The 18195-nt window shown below is 48.9% G+C and carries 12 protein-coding genes; 2 read left to right on the plus strand and 10 right to left on the minus strand.

Annotated elements, in window-relative coordinates; translation table 11 throughout:
- Positions 1-234: 234 nt before the first annotated feature.
- Entirely contained in the window at positions 235-1932 is a 1698-nt protein-coding gene (locus ACJJIP_RS09500; RefSeq protein WP_444946750.1) for a BCCT family transporter, read from the plus strand.
- A gap of 87 nt (positions 1933-2019) precedes the next feature.
- Here the strand turns inward: ACJJIP_RS09500 and ACJJIP_RS09505 are convergent, their stop codons facing one another.
- The 3 genes from ACJJIP_RS09505 to ACJJIP_RS09515 all read right to left on the minus strand — a co-directional run bounded on the left by ACJJIP_RS09505 (position 2020) and on the right by ACJJIP_RS09515 (position 6528).
- Positions 2020-3996 (minus strand): acylphosphatase, encoded by a 1977-nt coding sequence (locus tag ACJJIP_RS09505; protein ID WP_444946751.1) that lies wholly within the window; start codon positions 3994-3996, stop codon positions 2020-2022.
- Positions 3997-4060: 64 nt separating this feature from the next.
- Positions 4061-5362, minus strand: a complete 1302-nt coding sequence (gene ectB, locus ACJJIP_RS09510) for a diaminobutyrate--2-oxoglutarate transaminase (RefSeq protein WP_444946752.1) — start codon at positions 5360-5362, stop codon at positions 4061-4063.
- A 221-nt stretch (positions 5363-5583) separates the two neighbouring features.
- Positions 5584-6528 carry a M15 family metallopeptidase gene (locus ACJJIP_RS09515; RefSeq protein WP_282953459.1) on the minus strand — a complete coding sequence of 315 codons (945 nt, stop codon included), beginning with the start codon at positions 6526-6528 and terminating at the stop codon, positions 5584-5586.
- A 317-nt stretch (positions 6529-6845) separates the two neighbouring features.
- Between ACJJIP_RS09515 and ACJJIP_RS09520 the strand changes: the two genes are divergently transcribed.
- Positions 6846-8477: a BCCT family transporter gene (locus ACJJIP_RS09520; RefSeq protein WP_444946921.1), complete on the plus strand. Its 1632-nt coding sequence runs from the start codon at positions 6846-6848 to the stop codon at positions 8475-8477.
- A gap of 56 nt (positions 8478-8533) precedes the next feature.
- Here ACJJIP_RS09520 and ACJJIP_RS09525 read toward each other — a convergent pair whose 3' ends face one another.
- The 7 genes from ACJJIP_RS09525 to ACJJIP_RS09555 all read right to left on the minus strand — a co-directional run bounded on the left by ACJJIP_RS09525 (position 8534) and on the right by ACJJIP_RS09555 (position 18147).
- Positions 8534-9247, minus strand: a complete 714-nt coding sequence (locus ACJJIP_RS09525; protein WP_282953460.1) for a TorF family putative porin — start codon at positions 9245-9247, stop codon at positions 8534-8536.
- Positions 9248-9310: 63 nt separating this feature from the next.
- Positions 9311-10528 (minus strand): BCCT family transporter, encoded by a 1218-nt coding sequence (locus tag ACJJIP_RS09530; RefSeq protein ID WP_282953461.1) that lies wholly within the window; start codon positions 10526-10528, stop codon positions 9311-9313.
- A 123-nt stretch (positions 10529-10651) separates the two neighbouring features.
- Positions 10652-12325: a choline dehydrogenase gene (gene betA / locus ACJJIP_RS09535; protein WP_282953462.1), complete on the minus strand. Its 1674-nt coding sequence runs from the start codon at positions 12323-12325 to the stop codon at positions 10652-10654.
- A 12-nt stretch (positions 12326-12337) separates the two neighbouring features.
- Positions 12338-13801 carry a betaine-aldehyde dehydrogenase gene (gene betB, locus ACJJIP_RS09540; protein WP_444946753.1) on the minus strand — a complete coding sequence of 488 codons (1464 nt, stop codon included), beginning with the start codon at positions 13799-13801 and terminating at the stop codon, positions 12338-12340.
- Between the two features lie 528 nt (positions 13802-14329).
- Complete coding sequence (locus tag ACJJIP_RS09545; protein WP_444946754.1) at positions 14330-15748, minus strand: sodium/proline symporter; 1419 nt, start codon at positions 15746-15748, stop codon at positions 14330-14332.
- Between the two features lie 66 nt (positions 15749-15814).
- Positions 15815-16732, minus strand: a complete 918-nt coding sequence (locus tag ACJJIP_RS09550; protein ID WP_444946755.1) for a TPR end-of-group domain-containing protein — start codon at positions 16730-16732, stop codon at positions 15815-15817.
- Positions 16717-18147 carry an aspartate kinase gene (locus ACJJIP_RS09555; protein ID WP_444946756.1) on the minus strand — a complete coding sequence of 477 codons (1431 nt, stop codon included), beginning with the start codon at positions 18145-18147 and terminating at the stop codon, positions 16717-16719. The genes ACJJIP_RS09550 and ACJJIP_RS09555 overlap by 16 nt, the downstream gene beginning before the upstream one ends.
- Positions 18148-18195 lie beyond the last annotated feature (48 nt).

Below are 18195 nucleotides of genomic sequence, written 5' to 3' on the forward strand. Positions count from 1 at the left end.
CGTTGGCTCTCGTGGTCCAGATTATATATACGAGGAGAAAGTGGAGTCTGCATTGAACTTCAGTGAGATGTTGATAAAATCCACCAACATAAAAGCAAAACTAAAAAGCAATTCATTCTGATTCCTTCTTCTATATAAGTTCTAGCTCAATAACATCGCCTTATTTTCAGTTCTTTATATACAGTCTCACTTGCTTTTATTTTGCCGCAGTTTTTTATGGCAAACAGGAGGCAAGTGTTGTCCAGTAACTTTAGAGAGATTATTGATAAGCCCACTTTCTTTGGAGCGCTGGCGCTGCTGATAACGGTGACTGTGCCTTTGGTGCTTTACCCTGAGGTCGGTGCAGCCTGGGTACTGGTGGCTAAGAATTTTGTTACTGACAAATTAGGGGTCTTTTATTTGCTGCTGGGAGTTGGGGCGATTCTGTTTATGGTCTACATCGTATTTAGCGATATAGGTCAGATCAAACTGGGTAGCCCTGAAGAGAACCCTGAATTTTCAACACTATCCTGGGCTTCCATGCTTTTTTGCGCGGGCATTGGGGCCTCAATCCTCTATTGGTCCATGGTCGAGTGGATCTACTACTACCAGTCTCCGCCCTTTCAGGTTGAAGGGGGAACGCCTGAGGCTGCACGCTGGGCGGTCGCTTACGGCATATTTCATTGGGGGCCCTTGGCGTGGTCTATTTATTTGATACCGGCACTACCTATTGCCTATTTCTACTATGTACGCAATCACAGTGTATTGAAGATCAGTGAAGCACTGATGCCGGTTTTGGGGGAACAGCGGGCACAAGGGGGTATTGGCAAGCTGATTGACGTCTTGTTTGTGTTTGGCATGCTTGGAGGTGGTGCCACTACCTTAGGGATTGCCGCTCCTTTGATTACCCAAGGCGCTCATGAATTGCTAGGTGTGCCAACCGGGCTGGGTACCCAGGTAACCGTACTAATGATCTGTACGCTGATCTTTGGCTATAGCGCATTTGTAGGCCTGAAGAAGGGTATTCGGGCGCTTTCCAATGTGAACATGTGGCTTTCGATCTCTCTGCTGGTATTTGTTTTTCTTGTTGGTCCAACCCTGTTTATGCTAAATACCGGGTTAGATGCCTTGGGCCGTGTGCTGGACAACATCTTCCATATGGCATCCTGGACTGAGCCATTTGCCAGGTTTGAGCAGTTCCCGGATACACACTTCCCGCAAGACTGGACCATCTTTTACTGGGCCTGGTGGTTGGTTTTTGCACCCAGTGTTGGTTTATTTATTGCTCGCATTTCTCGCGGCAGGACTATCAAGACGATGGTAGTCGGTTCTATCTTCTTTGGTACCCTGGGTTGCTTTCTGTTCTTTATGGTGTTGGGTAACTACGGAGTTTATCTTCAATTTTCCGGTGAATTGGATGTTGTACAGATATTAAATGAGCAGGGGGCTACAGAGGCTATCTTTGCTACGCTTAAAACACTTCCCGCCAGTAAGCTGGTCATCCTGGTTTACACCATACTCGCGCTTATCTTTACAGCAACTACCTTTGACTCCATCTCTTATATTCTCGCTGCTGTGGTGCAGAAGGAAGTAGATGAGGAACCAGCGCGATGGAATCGCCTATTTTGGGCTTTTGCTTTGTCTGTGATGCCGGTGACTTTGATGTTTCTCGGTGGATTAGACACTCTGCAGACTGCCAGCGTTATTGGTGGAGTCCCATTGCTTATTGTTGCCCTCCTGCTTTGCATATCGATCGTTAAAGCTGCTGATTATGATTTGCGCTACCAGCCTGATTATGAGGAAAAGGAAATTTATATCGAAGACTTCCCGAAGGAAGACCCCTGGACTAAGGAAGGGGACTGGGAGATACCCAGTCATGGCACCCATGGGATATCACATGACGATAAGCCCCATATTGAAGGTGACCCTGGAAGCCATCCGTCCAGGCTATAAGAACAGGAAATGCCCTGGTGAGCGCTCTAAGGCACTTTTTTCTAGAGGTGCCTTCTAGATCACTCTTAAAAAATCAAGGAGTTGCCATTAGCTAACCACCACAAAGCTTGAATGTTGAATTTTACTATATTCTTCAATTCGAATTATATCTCCATAGTTTGCTCTCATGAGGTCTTGGCAGGTGGTAAGAAAGTCATTAAGAGCTCTGGGCGCCCCCTCTAAAAGCATTTCCAAGGTTTCATTTTGGGTGTTTTTCGCCCACCCTGAAATGCCAAATCTTGCCGCACTTTTTTGTATTTTTTCAGCAAGATCTTTAAAAGATACCTCTTTACCTAGTTGGATATGTATAGATTTTTGAATGGTTATAGTTTGATCTTCACTTTCAAATAAAGAGTCCAGTAAAGCGCCAGCTACATCTCGACCAATACCAATATCTGGATGGTGATGCCAAGCCAGAAAGGGCTTGTATGTGACATCTCTAATTGCCCATTCCTGGTCTTTAGGAGATGCAGATATATCTTCGGCAATAATAGTTACCCCGGAAAGGTAGGGGTGGAACAACTCTGATATAACATGACTCGCAATCTCCGTGAATTTGCAATGTATCTCCCTGGTTACTTCCTGCCATCTATGGTTTACTCCAAGCTCTGTATTTAGCTTGTATCCTTCATGAATGCTATGAAGTACGGACACTACCGCACCATCTATTAGTACCAGCCTGTATATCTTTAGTTTTTCACCTACATCATTTTTACTGAAGTAAGGTATTTTTTTGTACTTCAGGAAGCTTGAGAGAAAACTTTTATCATTGCATATTATTCGCGATACTAAAGATGTGCTTTCTGGCATGCAGCCAAGAAATAGGTGCGATTGTTTTTTATTTTTGGCAATAAACACATTGTCATCTACATCCTCAGTTTTGATTCCTTTCCTTAGGGCAGCCTGTTTGATAAATTTTATTGAGTTTCCAAGCTCTCTAAGTGATGCATTATCACTTATGGTGTAAGAGTATTGAGGGGCTGGATTGTAGCTAGCCTTTTTGTTTCCAGTGGCCGCAGATGGGTGTTTTAAAACATATTCAAGTAGTGCTTTAGGGGTGTTAATCTGATCGCCGTATCCCGGAAATGTAGGGGAAGATATATCTGGATTGGAGTTAACCTCAAGGACAACGGCCCTGGCATTTTCCTTTTCTGTATCCACAATCAAGTCAACGCCTGCCTGTATAATTCCAGGAAAAGTAGCGGCTGCCCTCTCTGCAATTTCAAGTGTTGCCTTATCTACGTGGTCAATAAAATTGACTATTTCCCCCCCAACTGTTGCTACGCTTGTAAGCCATACTCGCTCATTATGCTCGGGGACATAATCTAAAGTGAGGCCCTTCCTATCGATCAAGTCAAACCGATTGATCGGGTCATGAATCAGATTAGGATTGAGCTTTCTGCGTTCATTTTTCTTTTCTATCAAATGCCTGATACTGCTTATTCCGTCGCCAACTACATTTGCAGGAATTCTAACAAATGCTGTTACGGCTTTGCCTCCAATTACCCAGACCCTTAAATCATATCCGTCAATGCTTTTCTCAACAATAATTTCCTTACTGTACTTTGCTGCAAATTCCCAGCCGCTAATGAATTCTTCTTCGGTGCAAATACCGGTGGTAACACCTCTGGCCATGGAAGCATTGTTTGGTTTGATGGCAACCTTGCCATTAAAGTTCTTGAAATAGGCAAGAGCGCTCTTAATATCCTTGAAAACATTCCCCTCCGGAACCGGCACTCCATTCTCAGTTAACATCTTCTTTGCAATGTTCTTGATTCTTGCACAGTAGCTATGAACACAGGAGCTTGATGGGGAGTTGCTCAAGAATGGGACTCGCAGGTCCCCATTGATGATCTCGTAAATAGATTTTTCATGAAACTTGAAAGTGCATCCTAACCTTTCAGCTTCTGCAGTTATTATTGGCAGGCTAAGATCTCTCTCCTTTACTTTAAGAAAAGGGGAGTTGGAATAGTCATTCTCTTCAGTGAGAATATTACTTAAATTTATCTGTTTCTCATTCAACATAAATATATACATCCATGTATGTTATAGGCTCTAGGTGTTTTCTATTCTTGGTCCGCTGGATAAATTATATTCGGCAGGTGTCAATGTTGGTCATTGTCTGCAGTATATTTTCTTCCCTGGCAAAGACTTCCTGAAGTGCTTTTTCAATAATATCGATACCGCCTTGAAGGTTTTGATCACTGGTAGTTAGGGGGCAAAGCAGTTTAAGAACCTGGTCATCGGCGCCACTGGTCTCAATAATCAGCTGATGTTCAAACGCATACTCGGATACCCTTTTGGCCAGATAGCCTGTTACGCAGTCGATGCCTTGAAACATACCACGGCCTTTACTTTTCAGTAGGCCCTCGCCGTATTGATTAATAATGCTGTTAAGACGTGAGGAGATATAGCTGCCTTTTCGCTTTATATCTTCAGAGAAGCTAGGGTCTGACCAGTAGTGGTCAATTGCCGCTTTTGCGGTTACAAATGCCAGGCTGTTACCGCGGAAGGTACCATTGTGTTCCCCTGGCTTCCATTGATCCAGCTTGGGTTTCATTAAGACTAGTGCGATCGGTAATCCATAACCTCCAAGCGACTTGGAAAGAGTGATAATATCGGGCTCAATTCCCGCCTCTTCGAAACTGAAGAAATCGCCTGTTCGTCCACAGCCAGCCTGGATATCGTCAACTATCAAAAGCAATTCATGTTTTCTGCAAACACTCTGTAGATTTCTTAACCATCCGATACTGGCACTATTAATACCGCCTTCACCTTGAATTGTTTCCACAATAACGGCAGCTGGTGAGCCGATACCACTACTGGAGTCCGATAGTGCCTTATCCAGGTACTCCGTTGTGTCAATGCCGTTCCCCAAGTAGCCGTCATAAGGCATTCGATGGGTACCACTTAGTAGAATACCTGCCGCATCTCTGTGATAGGAGTTTCCCGTTGCTGTGAGGGAACCAAGACTTACACCATGAAAACCATTGGTAAAGGCAATAATGGCTTGCCGTCCAGTGACCTTGCGGGCAACCTTCATGGCGGCTTCTACTGCATTAGTACCTGTAGGTCCTGTAAATTGGATGATGTATTCCATGCCCCTGGGGGCAAGGATATTGTCACTAAAGGTTTGGAGAAACTCTCCCTTGGCCTTGGTGTGTAGATCCAGACCGTGTGTAATACCGTCGGCCCGGATGTAATCCAATAGAGCCCCTTTGAATAGTGCGTTATTGTGCCCATAATTGAGTGCACCTGCTCCAGCCAGAAAATCTAAATACTGGTTTCCATCCAGGTCCCACAATAATTCACCTTTTGCGCGACAGAACACCTTTGGGAAGGATCGTGCATAGCTTTGCACTTCCGATTCAACCTCATCGAAAATCTTCATTCTGTACTCTTAATGAAGTTTGGCTATTTAAATGAGTGTAGTGGTATCCCAAATAGGGTACTTATATGGGAGCTAAAATTGCCATTTGATACAACGCTGCCTGGATCTTCTAGCTTGTATTATAAAGGCGTGATATTTTGCGATTCGTACCTCTAAGATGACGTCTTAGATATGCTACTAAAAATATGGCGCCAATTTAGCCGCTATTTACCACAGTTACATTATTGAGAACCAAATGCAGGCGTCACCCGATCTACACAGTATTTTCTGAGGTGAGTGGGGTTATTGATAAGCGTGTTCTCTTTGAAACACTGATTAAGCAGGCTCACATACTGGTTGAATAGCAGCTTTGCTTCCTTTACCGGTAAAGAAACGAGCCGGTTAATAAACTGGCGGGTACCAACCTGGAAGTGCATATAATCAATCGGAGCATTCCAATCTCCTCCCCAGACAGCAAAGCCATGCTTGGCAAAAACTGTAGTTATATCTTCAGACATTCCTTTGCGTATCGGCTTTCCTGCCCGGTATTTTGCTCGGTTTAAATAACCCTCTGCTGCATCCTTCGGGATTACCACTGCTTTTGAGTGTTTATCTATATGTAGATAGGGATTCTGTAGGGGGTTGATATCAATGGCAACACCATAAGCATGCTCAGACCACTTATTTCCGCCGGTGATGGGCCGGGAATCAAAGGCGAGCGTGTTATTCATATCATCTGCAAGACGCTCTTTCTTCGTGAAATACTCAATTGGTATTGCTGATTCTATCGGAAAATGCAATTGGTATAGCTCTGTAAAAAGATCCAATACTTCAGCGGCAACGACATCAAGTACAATAATTGCCCCTTTTTCAGGGGTCTTAATAGTACTTGTTTGATTGATACTTGTGGCACCTTTATTACTACTGGTTGCATTACTTTTTTCTGTCGGGTTAGGTAAGAGTGGATAGAAATTAAAAACTACTCTCTTTAGACGTCCACAGCCGATAGGAGAATCACTTCTGATAACTTGCCTATATCCCATTAGCTCACAATCCTTTTGGGAGACATCATAAACACCTATTTCGGATTCAGGCCTGAAGTCATAGATATCAATATCGCTTAAAGGACTTTTTGTACACGCCCACAGAGCTAAGCCAAATAGAATGGTGATCGCCAATTTATACATATCGATCCTTCTCTTTTATTTTGAAATTTTTAACTTTCAAAGCTGTTTGAATATGTGCCGATCTGTGTTTGGTAAGGAAAGTTAGTAGTGAATTTCGCCATATGAATGTCATATCAGTATACTTTTTGGCATCACATTGTCTTCCTAAAAGATTGGCGTATTAATGTTCGGTAGTGTTGCGTAGGGGGTTTATAAAAGGCTCAAGTCATAATAGTGATACTGGTGTATGTTATTTTTCTTTTGACCACCAATATCAATTAATACGGAGAGATTTATTGAATAGGGGATCGGAAGATCTAATAGACTGGCCCACCTTTTTGGGCGCTCTGGCAATATTGCTAGTGACAACACTGCCTCTGATCTTATATCCCGAGGCTGGCTCTATGTGGCTCTTGGCAGTGAAAGACCTGGTAACAGAAAAGTTAGGTGTTTTTTATCTTCTACTTGGCATAGGGGCGATGCTGTTTGTGCTATATGTCGCATTTAGCGATATCGGCCGGATAAAACTGGGAGGCCAAAAGGAAGCTCCAGAGTTCTCAACTGTGTCCTGGGCTGCCATGCTGTTTTCTTCTGGCATTGGCGCTTCGATTTTATATTGGTCGATGGTTGAATGGATCTACTACTACCAACAGCCGCCGTTCCAAGTTCAAGCGAGCTCAGTCGAAGCCGCCCGTTGGGCCGTTTCTTACGGAATTTTTCACTGGGGGCCATTAGCCTGGTCCATTTATTTGATCCCTGCGGTGCCTATTGCTTACTTCTATTATGTACGCCAGCGTAAAGTCCTGAAATTTAGCCAAGCACTTGCGCCTGTGCTGGGAGAGGGGAGAGCAAATGGGCCCATTGGCAAGGCTATAGATATTTCCCTGGTGTTTGGGATGCTCGGAGGTGCCGCTACGCGACTTGGTATTGCTGCGCCGCTGATTACTTTGGGGCTTTATAAGATATTTGGCATGCCTACCGGACTGGGGGTTCAGGTTGGCGTACTTGTGATATGTGCACTGTTGTTTGGCTACAGTGCCCTTGCAGGTTTGAAACGGGGAATTGGCGCACTCTCGAACTTCACTATTTTTCTGTCCCTTGCACTGCTATTCTTTGTATTTGTCGTTGGCCCAACGCTATTTATGCTTAACAGCGGGCTGGACTCTCTGGGCAGGGCCCTGCATAACTTTTTGCAGATGGCCACTTGGACTGAATCCTTCTCTCATTTCCAGCAGTTTCCCAACACCCGTTTTCCCCAGGAGTGGACCGTTTTCTATTGGGCTTGGTGGCTGGTTTTTGCGCCGAGTATTGGCCTTTTTATTGCGCGTATTTCCCGAGGCAGGACCATCAAGGAAATGATCCTTGGTTCAATATTATTTGGTACTCTCGGATGCTTCTTGTTCTTTATGGTGCTGGGCAACTACGGGGTTTACCTGCATTTCTCGGGTCAGTTGGATTTGGTGCAAATGCTGAATCAGCAAGGTGCTAATAGCACGATCTTTGCGATTTTGGATACGCTCCCGGCAAGCCAGTTGGTTGTGTTGCTATACACACTGATCGCACTGGTCTTCACGGTTATTACTTTTGACTCCATTTCTCACATTCTTGCGGCCGTTGTGCAGAAGGAGGTCGATGGTGAGCCTCTTCGGTGGAATCGAATTTTCTGGGCATTTGCTCTGGCAGTAATGCCAATCGCCTTGCTGTTTATCGGTGGGCTCGAAGCACTGCAGGCCGCAAGTATTATTGCCGGTGTACCTTTACTGCTAATCGCACTTTTACTTTGTATCTCAATCGTCAAAGTTGCCCGGCACGACTTGGCTTTACATCCGGCCTTGGCTGAAAAGGAAATCGTTTTAGAGGGCCTGCCAAAAGAAGAACACCGGAACTCAAATGGGGCGCCTGCGCAAGAACAAGTGATGATGAAATCTGCTGAGAAGCTCGGCAAGGGAAGTGAAGGGGAGTTGCCTTAGGAGTTGCCTGGCGAGGAACCCCGGGGCCGTTTTAGGCCCCGGCTTGCATTCTTAACTTAAAAGTTAAAGGTGCGGGCAACAGAGAAAACAATACGTTCGTCGGCATTCTCAGAATCGAGAGTAGTGTTTTCTGCTGCAACATTGAGGTCGAAGCCGTTCAGGGAGGTCATGTACTCTACACGGTAGTGGTTGTAGGCTTTTTTACCTTCCCAGGTCCAGTTATCTTTATTGACGCTGGTGGAGCGGTCAGCACTGAAGCGAATATTGTGACCCTCTGCAAGCTCAAAGGTATGGGCCAGCATCATAATGTAGTGGCCACCACCCTGGCCAAAGTAATCCCAGCTGTACCAACCGTTGACTTCGGAATCGCCCAGTGCAGAGCTGTAGCCAAACTTGGCATAAGCTTCCGGGTAAGCGTACTCTTCAGAGAAATCATTATCACCGTGATAGGTGTAATAAGCGATTCCGGTGTCCAGGCTCACTTTGTCGGTAAGTTGCATGAACTTACCTGCGTAGAAGTCCCACTCCAGGTTAGTGTCATCACCTTTGCCAAAGTCCACGTTGGAAGCCCAGGTACCAATATACCAACCGTTATCAAAGCCGTAGTCCAGGCTAGCCTGCAGTGCTGGGTCATTCTGGGTCTGGCTAACACCGTTAAAGGTGTAGTCGGTGGTCAGATTTACAGTAGAAGACAGCTCCGCTTGGGATTGCTGAGCAAGTACCAGTAGGGAAGCACAAGTGAGTGCAGAAAGTTTCAACGTCGATTTCATTGTTCAATTACCACTTATTTATATTTTGTAGCCCCCGCCAAACTAGGCGGGGGATTTCAACAGTTAGCTCGCCAGTTCGATCTTGTTAAAGTCGACTTTATTTTCTTTAGGCGAGGAGTCGATAGCTGCTACCGCTCTAAAGCGCTTCACCAGGATGTAACCCAGACAGCAGAAGAAGATGCCGATCACCAGAGCGCCGATCCACTGGATTTGCAGGAAGTCCAGCTTGAACAATAGGGTGAGCAGGCTCATTGCAGCCAGGTTCAGCACGAAGTACTTCCACTTGCCCAGGCGCGCAACGGTCATGCCCAGATTATCGGTGTACAGGCGAATCAGGGAATCCAGCGAGTTGATCACGAAGGTAATACCCACAATCACCATAGCCAGGTTGTAGAAGCCGCTGGTATCCAGGCCTTGGCTGGAGTAGTAGTAGAGCACGGTGAACCAGAGCGCGATGGGGATAGATGGGAAGATCAGCATCGCCGCCAGTACTTGGTAAGTGCGCAGGCCGCCCACAAAGCGGGAGGTAAACTGGCCAATCATAATGCTCCAGGCAAACCACCAGAACAGGTAGAACTCGTGGTAGTCATTTAACGGCAGCACGAACTGGTGGATATTGCCGAAGTAACCGCCGAGCAGTGCAAAGGTGGAAGCAAAGTCTCCAACGTTGCCATTCTCACCGGTAAAGGCGCCTACCCACATGACCGCGATCAGGCCAATAAACATCCAGGTAGTCGCCAGGCTGAGGAAGCGTACATAGCGCAGGCTAGTGGATGAGTAGACCGCAGCGGCGATCACTGCAAAGACGATCAGGTAGAAGGTGCCAACAATGGTTTCACCATCGCCAACTTGCGGCAGGTACCAGGGCAGGTTGCTGAGCAGCAAGTAGGCGGTAAAAGCACAGGTTCCGATAATCACCACATTGTTGATCAGCTTTACTGGGCCCAACTCAAAGAATTTAACTTTGGGCTCGATAATGCAGAAGTAAAAACAGGTGAGGAAGTAGAAGCCCCAGATCAGGAAGGCCCAAAAACCAAACTCAATCGCGAGTGGGTTGGTGAAACCATATTCTGGGCTATTGGCTAAGTCTGCGTAGCCACCGAACTCGGTGAGGGGGAACATGATCAGGCCTACATCAAGGCCGGAGGTGAAAAGGATCGCTATAAAAGTGAAGGTTTTGACCGGGGTTACCCCGACCATCTTCACATTTCCCCATTTAATCAGCGAGAAAATTATTGCCGTGAAGGTAAACAATAATCCCGCGGAAAGCCAAGCTGTCATGCTGAGTCTCCAGCTAGTTATTGGTATGCCGGCGCCCCCAAAGGGCATTGCTGTGCGAGATTTGAATATCCCCGTCGCGTTTGAAGGGGGCAGTCAAATCTCTGCCAGAGCGCCGACGTAAATTCAGCTCACAGAGCGCGCAGGGCGGCCAGGTCGCTGAGTGCTGGTAGCCTTGGTCGCTACCGGTGCCTCGGAGGGCGCCAATACGGGGCGCCCTAAAATCAGGTCAGCAGCCCGCTCCGCCACCATAATGGTGGGCGCATTCAGGTTGCCGTTGGGAATGGTTGGAAAGATGGAGGAATCTACAACTCTCAAACCCTGCAAACCGTGTACACGGGTTTCCGGGTCTACCACTGCCATTGGATCAGTGCCCATCTTGCAGGAGCAGGATGGGTGGTAAGCACTCTCGACGGATTCCCGTACGAAAGCGTCAATTTGTTCATCAGTCTGGATATCGGTGCCGGGCTGGATTTCATCGCCTCGGTACTCGTCGAAAGCCGGCTGATTGATAATCTCGCGAGTCAGTCGCACACAAGCGCGGAAACCCTCGATATCCTCTTTCTCCTGTAAATAATTAAACAGGATGGAAGGGGATTGCCTGGGATCACTGCTCACCACTTTGACCCTGCCGCGACTCTTGGGCTTGTTGTGCCCGATATGTACCTGGAAGCCGTGGCCATCGAAAGCTTCGCGGCCGTCATAGCGCATGGCTGCCGGCAGGAAGTGATATTGCAGGTCCGGCCACTCCACGTTTTCCTTGGAGCGAATAAAACCGCAGGACTCGAAATGGTTGGTGGCTCCAAGGCCATCCTTCTTCAGTATCCAACGAGCGCCGATCAGGAATTTATTCCAGGGGTCGAGCTTGCCATTCAGGGAAATCGGCTGGTTACAGCGGAACTGGAAATAGAACTCCAGGTGGTCCTGCAGGTTTTGGCCGACGCCGGGGAGTTCGTGTTGGAGTTCGATACCGGCTTCTGCCAGTGTGTCGGGGTCTCCGATTCCGGAGAGCTGAAGAAGGTGAGGGGAGCCGATGGGACCTGCGCTGAGGATGACTTCCTGCCGCGCCTTGAATTCCAGGATCTTTCCCTTGCGTTCAAGTTTGATTCCGACTGCCCGTTTACCTTCCAGAATCACCTTATGCACAGTGGCGTGGGTCAATACCGTCAAATTGGGGCGCTGCATGGCCGGTTTCAGGTAAGCGTTGGCGGTAGACCAGCGCTTTCCATCTTTTACCGTCATATGCATGGGACCAAAGCCCTCTTGCTGCTCACCGTTGTAATCTGCGGTGTAGTCGTAGCCAGCTTCTTTGCCAGCTTCGATAAAGGCTCCATAAAGGGGGTTGGCCATTTCATTGCCGTTATTGACCCCCAGTGGACCTTCGTCGCCACGGTAATCGTCACCGCCGAAAGCCCAGGTCTCAGAGCGTTTGAAGTAGGGCAGACAGTGCGCGTAGTCCCAGCCTTCGGCGCCGTGCTGTGCCCACTCATCAAAGTCTTTGGCGTGCCCGCGCACGTAAACCATCCCGTTAATCGAGGATGAACCCCCGAGCACCTTGCCTCTGGGGCAATGCATGCTGCGGTTGTCCAGGTACGGCTCTGGCTCAGTCATAAACTGCCAGGCATACTTGTCGGTATTCATCGGAATGGATAGTGCGGTGGGCATCTGGATAAAGATACTGCGATCGCTACCGCCGGTTTCTACCAGGAGGACTTTTTTATCTTCCTGGGCAGACAGGCGGTTGGCCAGAACGCAGCCGGCAGACCCGGCGCCGACAATGATATAGTCAAACTCACTCATACAGGGTACCGCTTAAAATGGACTTTCCAGTGGTGCCAGGCCCACATACACCGCTTTTAGCTGGGTGTAATGATTCAGGGTCGCAAGTCCATTTTCGCGTCCGATTCCGGACAATTTGTATCCGCCCACCGGCATTTCTGCCGGCGAAGCACCGTAGGCATTGATCCAGCAGATACCCGCTTGCATCTGGTGGATCACACGGTGGGCGCGAGTGATATCACGGGTAAATACGCCGGCGGCGAGGCCCAAACGGGTATCGTTAGCGCGGCGGATCACTTCGTCTTCATCATCAAAAACCAGTACCGACATTACCGGGCCGAAGATCTCTTCGCGGCAGATGGTCATATCGTCATGACAGTCGGTGAATACGGTGGGAGCAACGAAGTAACCGTTAGGTGAATTCTCCGGGGAGAGGGTGTGGCCGCCGCAGAACAAAGTCGCGCCTTCCTCTTTACCCTTGCTGATGTAGTCCATCACCAGTTGCTGGTGCTTGGCAGAAATCAGCGCGCCAAAGTTGGTGTTCGGATTCATCGGATCACCGGCAATAATGTTTTGCTCAACACGCTCTTTCAGGCGAGCGAGGAACTGATCGTGGATGCTGCGGTGTACAAATACCCGGGTGCCGTTGGTGCAGATTTCGCCCTGGGTGTAGAAGTTGCCCAGCATGGCAGCAGAAACGGCTTGCTCCATGTCGGCATCATCAAAAATCACTAGCGGGGACTTGCCTCCCAGCTCCATGGTGACTTCTTTCAGGTTGGAAGCCGCTGCGGCCATTACTTTCTTGCCGGTACCCACTTCGCCGGTAAAGGAAACCTTGGCGACATCCGGGTGGTTAGTGAGCCAGGCACCCACGGCGCCATCGCCCTGGATTACGTTGAAAACACCCGGGGGCATGCCCGCTTCAATAAAGATTTCAGCCAGCTTCAAAGCGCCTTTGGGGGTCTCTTCGGAAGGTTTGAAGATCATGGCGTTACCGCAGGCCAGGGCCGGGGCGGCTTTCCAGCAGGCGATTTGTAAGGGGTAGTTCCAGGCACCGATTCCAGCGCAGATGCCCAGGGGCTCGCGGCGGGTGTAGTAAAAGTCCTCACCGACTTGCTGTTGATTGCCCTCAATGCCTGCGGCCAGGCCGGCAAAGAATTCGATAGAGTCGGCCCCAGTCACCACATCGACAACACTGGCTTCCTGCCAGGGCTTGCCGGTATCAGCCACTTCGATAGCTGCCAATTCGTCGTTGCGCTCGCGCAACAGTGCTACTGCTTTCAGCAGGATGCGACCGCGTTCGACCGGCATCATCGCTGACCACTGGGCAAAACCACGCTTGGCGCTCTCGATGGTTTCTGCGAGTACCTTTTCGTCGGCAACCTCAACCTGATAGCTGACCTCGTTGGTAGCCGGGTTATATACATCAAAGCACTCGCCGCTCTCATTCGACAGATAGCGGCCGTCTACAAAATTCCGTTGCTTGTCCAGTGACATCTGTCTCTCCATACTGCTTTAACAGAGGGTCAGTCGGTTGTTCATTGGCGATGGACTTGAAGGGCGCAATGGGCCGATCGTGAAGGTCCAGTCATCATAAAAAAGGGCCGGTCTGACGAAGACATTTGTCCCTAATCGTCAGATTCCAGCCCAGGCTCGATAGTCGTTTATCGAGCGATATGACACAAAATGTAACATATTTTTAATTTGAACTCTAATTGTTAGCACTCAATGCAACAAAGCTGGCGGATTCGTAGGAGGATTTATTTTTCAGCGACTACAGAGTTAATCCGCATTTTCAAAGGTTAAAAGTGGGCTGGGTTGGGCCAAAAATCTCATTTGAACTCTATAAAAAGTACTGTATGAATTTTGCTCAATCTGACGATCTCGGGATCAAGTCAGGTGCCCGTAAGGAGGGGCTTTGGGCGGCAGGAGATAGAATTTGTCGCTTTTGGGGGAGGAGGCTCTAGCTGGTGAAGGTCTGGCAGGTGGGGAGGCTCTACCTCCCCAGAATTACTTTGAGTGAATTTAACTGTTTGCCTCGCGTAAAGTGGAGGTTTGGCGGTTCAGGCTGGCCAGATATAGCACTGCTAACCCAGCTGCAATACCCGGCAATCCCTCATAGATCACGCCGTGATACCCCAGTAGCCGCCAGGTAATCGCTGCTGTAAAGCCGATAATTACTGCTGCGATAGAGGTTGACTGGGATGGCTTGCCCCCAAAGCACAATACCAGGAGTAGGGGGCCAAATGCGCTGGCAAGTCCCGACCATGCGAAAATAACTAGGCTGAACACACTTTGGCTATTGGCGAGCGCCAGTAGCAATGCGCCGCCGGTTATGGCAACTGTGACAAGCTTGAGGAACCAGGTTTTTTCAATCTTTTGCGGAAGAATATCGTGGGTAATGGCTGCGGAGCAGCTGAGAAGCAGGGAGTCTGCGGTGGACATGGTTGCGGCAAAGATACCAGCCAGGATCAGCCCAACAAAAACAGGGGGCAACAAATCCATAGCCATGGTGGGAAGAGCAAGCTCCGCATCAAAGCTCCCTGTGTCAGCAATAAACACTCTGGATAGCAGGCCGACCCCGGTGGCCATACAATAGAAAAGGATAAACCACAGATAGTACCAGGCCCTCGCCCGGTTCATCTTGCTGGAATCCCTCAGGGTCATAAATCGAACCATAACGTGGGGCTGTCCAATCACAGACAATCCGGCAAACCCCCAACTGATCACAAAGAGTATCACCCCGCCCCAGCCCGCAAACGCGAGCCCCTCGGGAAACCAATGGGTAAAACCTTCAATAGCCTGCATTTGTATCGCCGCACTGGTGATGCCGCCCAAGTTGGCAAGGGCGACGGCTAGAAGTGCTGCCATAGCCCCCATCATAACGATGGATTGGGCCGCATCAGTCCAAATGGACGCGCGGATGCCGCCAGCTAAACAGTAAAGGCATACAAGCACAGCTCCAACTACTGCACCGGACCAGAGAGGCCAATCCAGCAGTACGTGCAGGGCTTTGCTTCCGGCAACCATTTGGGCAGAGGCATAAGTTAGTAAAAACAGCAGGGAAATGATGCCGATCAGGCGCTGCAGGGCTGAGTACTTCTGTCCGTGCCAGTTACTGAGAACACCTGCGTAGCTGACTTCACCACTTGAACTGGTAGCGGTCCTCAATCGCTTGTGTACATAGAGGGAAGCCAGAAAATCACCGGCAATCCACCCCACCATCAACCAGATGGAGGCCAACCCGGTGGTGTAGGTATAGCCGATAACCCCGATAAACATATAACCGCTATTGTTCGTTGCCACGGCAGACAAGCCTACCAGCCAAGGGGAGACGCCACTGCTGGCAAGGTAATAGTCGGCTTTGGTTTGACGGCTGAACATCGCAGAAGAGAGACCGACTAGAGTGAACAAAAGTAAAAAACCAAGAAATGAATAGATCATGGCAATCCTATTATTTTTATCCCGTATTATTTAATGGGTTGGTCTTCAGAGGTTATCCGAATATTTCTAGCCTCCCTTGCCACCACCTTGCGGCGAGGGGGTATTGGCAATAACCTGGTCGAGCTCCTCAAAAACTTCACTTTCCGCTAAAGGCTGTAAGGCGCTATCAACCAGGATCTCATCGCGGTAGCTTTCCCGCCTTTTGATGGCTTCGGCCAGATAACGCAGCGCTTCATCAAATTGACCCATGGCAGTATGGGCGCATGCCAGTTGGTAGAAGGCATGGCTGTTATCTGGATCAATACCCAGGGCCTGGTGACAAAGATTGGCGGCCCACTGGGGTTCATTAAGCTCCAGCACTGCATCAGCTTTATAGGTAAGAGCTTCTACATCTTCATGGCGGAGGCGCAGAATCTCGTCGTAAATGGCAATTTTATTTGCCACTGAGGATTCCTGTTGGGCGCGCAGCCACAGGGACTGCACTTCCTGGGTTAGCTCGATTTCCTCGCGGTTTTCTTCAATATGCTGTGTTTTCTGCTGAAGCTGCTTCTCTATAACTTCCAAGCGCTTTTCGTATTCCTGGACCAGCTTTGAGATCTCCTCATCGGCCAGGGAGTGCACCCGCTCTTTAATGTCCTGGAATGACCGCCAGCCAACTAAAACCAAAATTGAAGTGGCGGCGGCTATCAAGTAGAAAAAGTAGGTAACCGTATCGGTTGCGTAGGCTACGGCCCGATCGACAGAGTTGTGTTCACGATCAACAATTTGCTGAATCAATTCCTGCTTGGCATTAGCCTGATCGATTCGCAGCTGCTTAATTTCGTCGAGCATATAGCGCTCGACGAAGGGTGTGTACAAGGGCTTCTCAAGGGTGTCGACCTCGCTTTGCGCACTGTCTTTTTTCTTTTCTTCCGCTTCCTGGGAAATAGAGGTGGCGGAAGTAAATAAAAAGAGAAGGGCACAAAGGCTCAGGATGCGAGGCATATCGCCGTCCCGTGATTGTAAATCTCTACCAGTGCCTCATGTAGCGTACGAACAGCTGCATCATAGTCTGGCTCGTTAACGATGAACTGCATATCCACATGACGCAGGGACTGGTGCATGGCGAGCACGCGGATATTGCTTTTGGACATCGACTGCACCGCTTTGGCCAGCACGCCGGGGATTTGCATATCGCTACCGATGGCAGAAACTATGGCGACTTTGCGCTGGTTCAATTCGGCTTCGGGAAAATGCTCTTCCAAAGCAGCCTGAATCCGCTTAATTGTTTTCAGGTTGGTGGATAGAAAATGGGTAAGGGTATTGGCATTAGTGTTTTTGGAAATAATATGGGCTTTGAAGCGCTTGATAACCAATAGCACTTCGCGATCGTAATCGTGGATGCTGCCCGCCATATCCTGGTCAAACAACTCCAGGGCGTAAACCCCTTTACAGCCGGCAATAATTTCCACTCGTGGAGAATCGCTGATGTAGTCACCGGTAATCAGGGTGCCGGCGTGCTCAGGCTCGAAGGTGTTTTTTACCCTGAGAGGGATATTTTGCTGGCGCAGCCCCTTGGCGGCTTTGGGGTGAATCGCTTCCATCCCCAGATTGGCCAACTGGTCGGCCACATCGTAGTTGGTGCGGCCGATGGGCACTGCATTTCCCTCTCCCACCAGGCGGGGGTCTGCACTGCTCAGGTGAAACTCTTTGTGAATCACCGCCTCCTTTGCCCCGGTGAGGACGGCGAGACGACTGAAAGTCATCTCGCTATAGCCCCGATCAAACGAGATCAGCAGGCCCTTATCGCTATGGGCATAGCCGGTAACAATAGGCAGCTGTCTGCTTAAATCGATAGTGGCAAAGGCATCCCGGATACGCTCATCCAGGGGAATGTGCTTGTTGGTGCGCCAGCCAGTCAGGTCGACAAAGCAGGCATTTACACCATCCCGCTGCAACAGTTTCGAAGTATTCCATGCGCTGTGGGCCTCACCGAGGCTGGCTAACATCTCCCTTACCGTACCCAAGTGGGCGTCGAGGGCGAAGTGGCCGTGCTGGCAGAGGCTTTGCAGGTCTCTCAGGCACTTTTTGGCGCTCTCCAGCCTTTCATCCAAAAACAGGTTCGCTTCCGCGAGAAGATCACCATGCCCAAAAAGGCGCTCATTGATTTGCCGCAGTGCTGCTCGAAGCTCATCAAACTTAACCAGCCAGCTATCGTCCTCAATACTGCTGGAGAAGAGGGCATAGATGCCGGGTTGGCCACTTTTCTTGTGCTCTAGAAGCAGGTCAGTAATACCGCCGTAGGCAGAGACTACAAAAACACGATTGTAGATCCCCTTGGAGTCACCTTTGATAATATTATCCCGGACCGCTTCGTAGTCCGTCATAGAGGTGCCGCCAATCTTTTCTATCGTATGCATCGTCTCTTAATGGTCCTTCTTTCTTTTAAAAACTGGGTGAGTGTTTTG

The organism is Microbulbifer variabilis (assembly GCF_052467165.1).

Coding starts and splice junctions, on each gene's coding strand:
- ACJJIP_RS09505 (WP_444946751.1), bottom strand. CDS start 3,996: ATGTTGAATGAGAAACAGATAAATTTAAGTAATATTCTCACTGAAGAG.
- ectB (WP_444946752.1), bottom strand. CDS start 5,362: ATGAAGATTTTCGATGAGGTTGAATCGGAAGTGCAAAGCTATGCACGA.
- ACJJIP_RS09515 (WP_282953459.1), bottom strand. CDS start 6,528: ATGTATAAATTGGCGATCACCATTCTATTTGGCTTAGCTCTGTGGGCG.
- ACJJIP_RS09525 (WP_282953460.1), bottom strand. CDS start 9,247: ATGAAATCGACGTTGAAACTTTCTGCACTCACTTGTGCTTCCCTACTG.
- ACJJIP_RS09530 (WP_282953461.1), bottom strand. CDS start 10,528: ATGACAGCTTGGCTTTCCGCGGGATTATTGTTTACCTTCACGGCAATA.
- betA (WP_282953462.1), bottom strand. CDS start 12,325: ATGAGTGAGTTTGACTATATCATTGTCGGCGCCGGGTCTGCCGGCTGC.
- betB (WP_444946753.1), bottom strand. CDS start 13,801: ATGTCACTGGACAAGCAACGGAATTTTGTAGACGGCCGCTATCTGTCG.
- ACJJIP_RS09545 (WP_444946754.1), bottom strand. CDS start 15,748: ATGATCTATTCATTTCTTGGTTTTTTACTTTTGTTCACTCTAGTCGGT.
- ACJJIP_RS09550 (WP_444946755.1), bottom strand. CDS start 16,732: ATGCCTCGCATCCTGAGCCTTTGTGCCCTTCTCTTTTTATTTACTTCC.
- ACJJIP_RS09555 (WP_444946756.1), bottom strand. CDS start 18,147: ATGCATACGATAGAAAAGATTGGCGGCACCTCTATGACGGACTACGAA.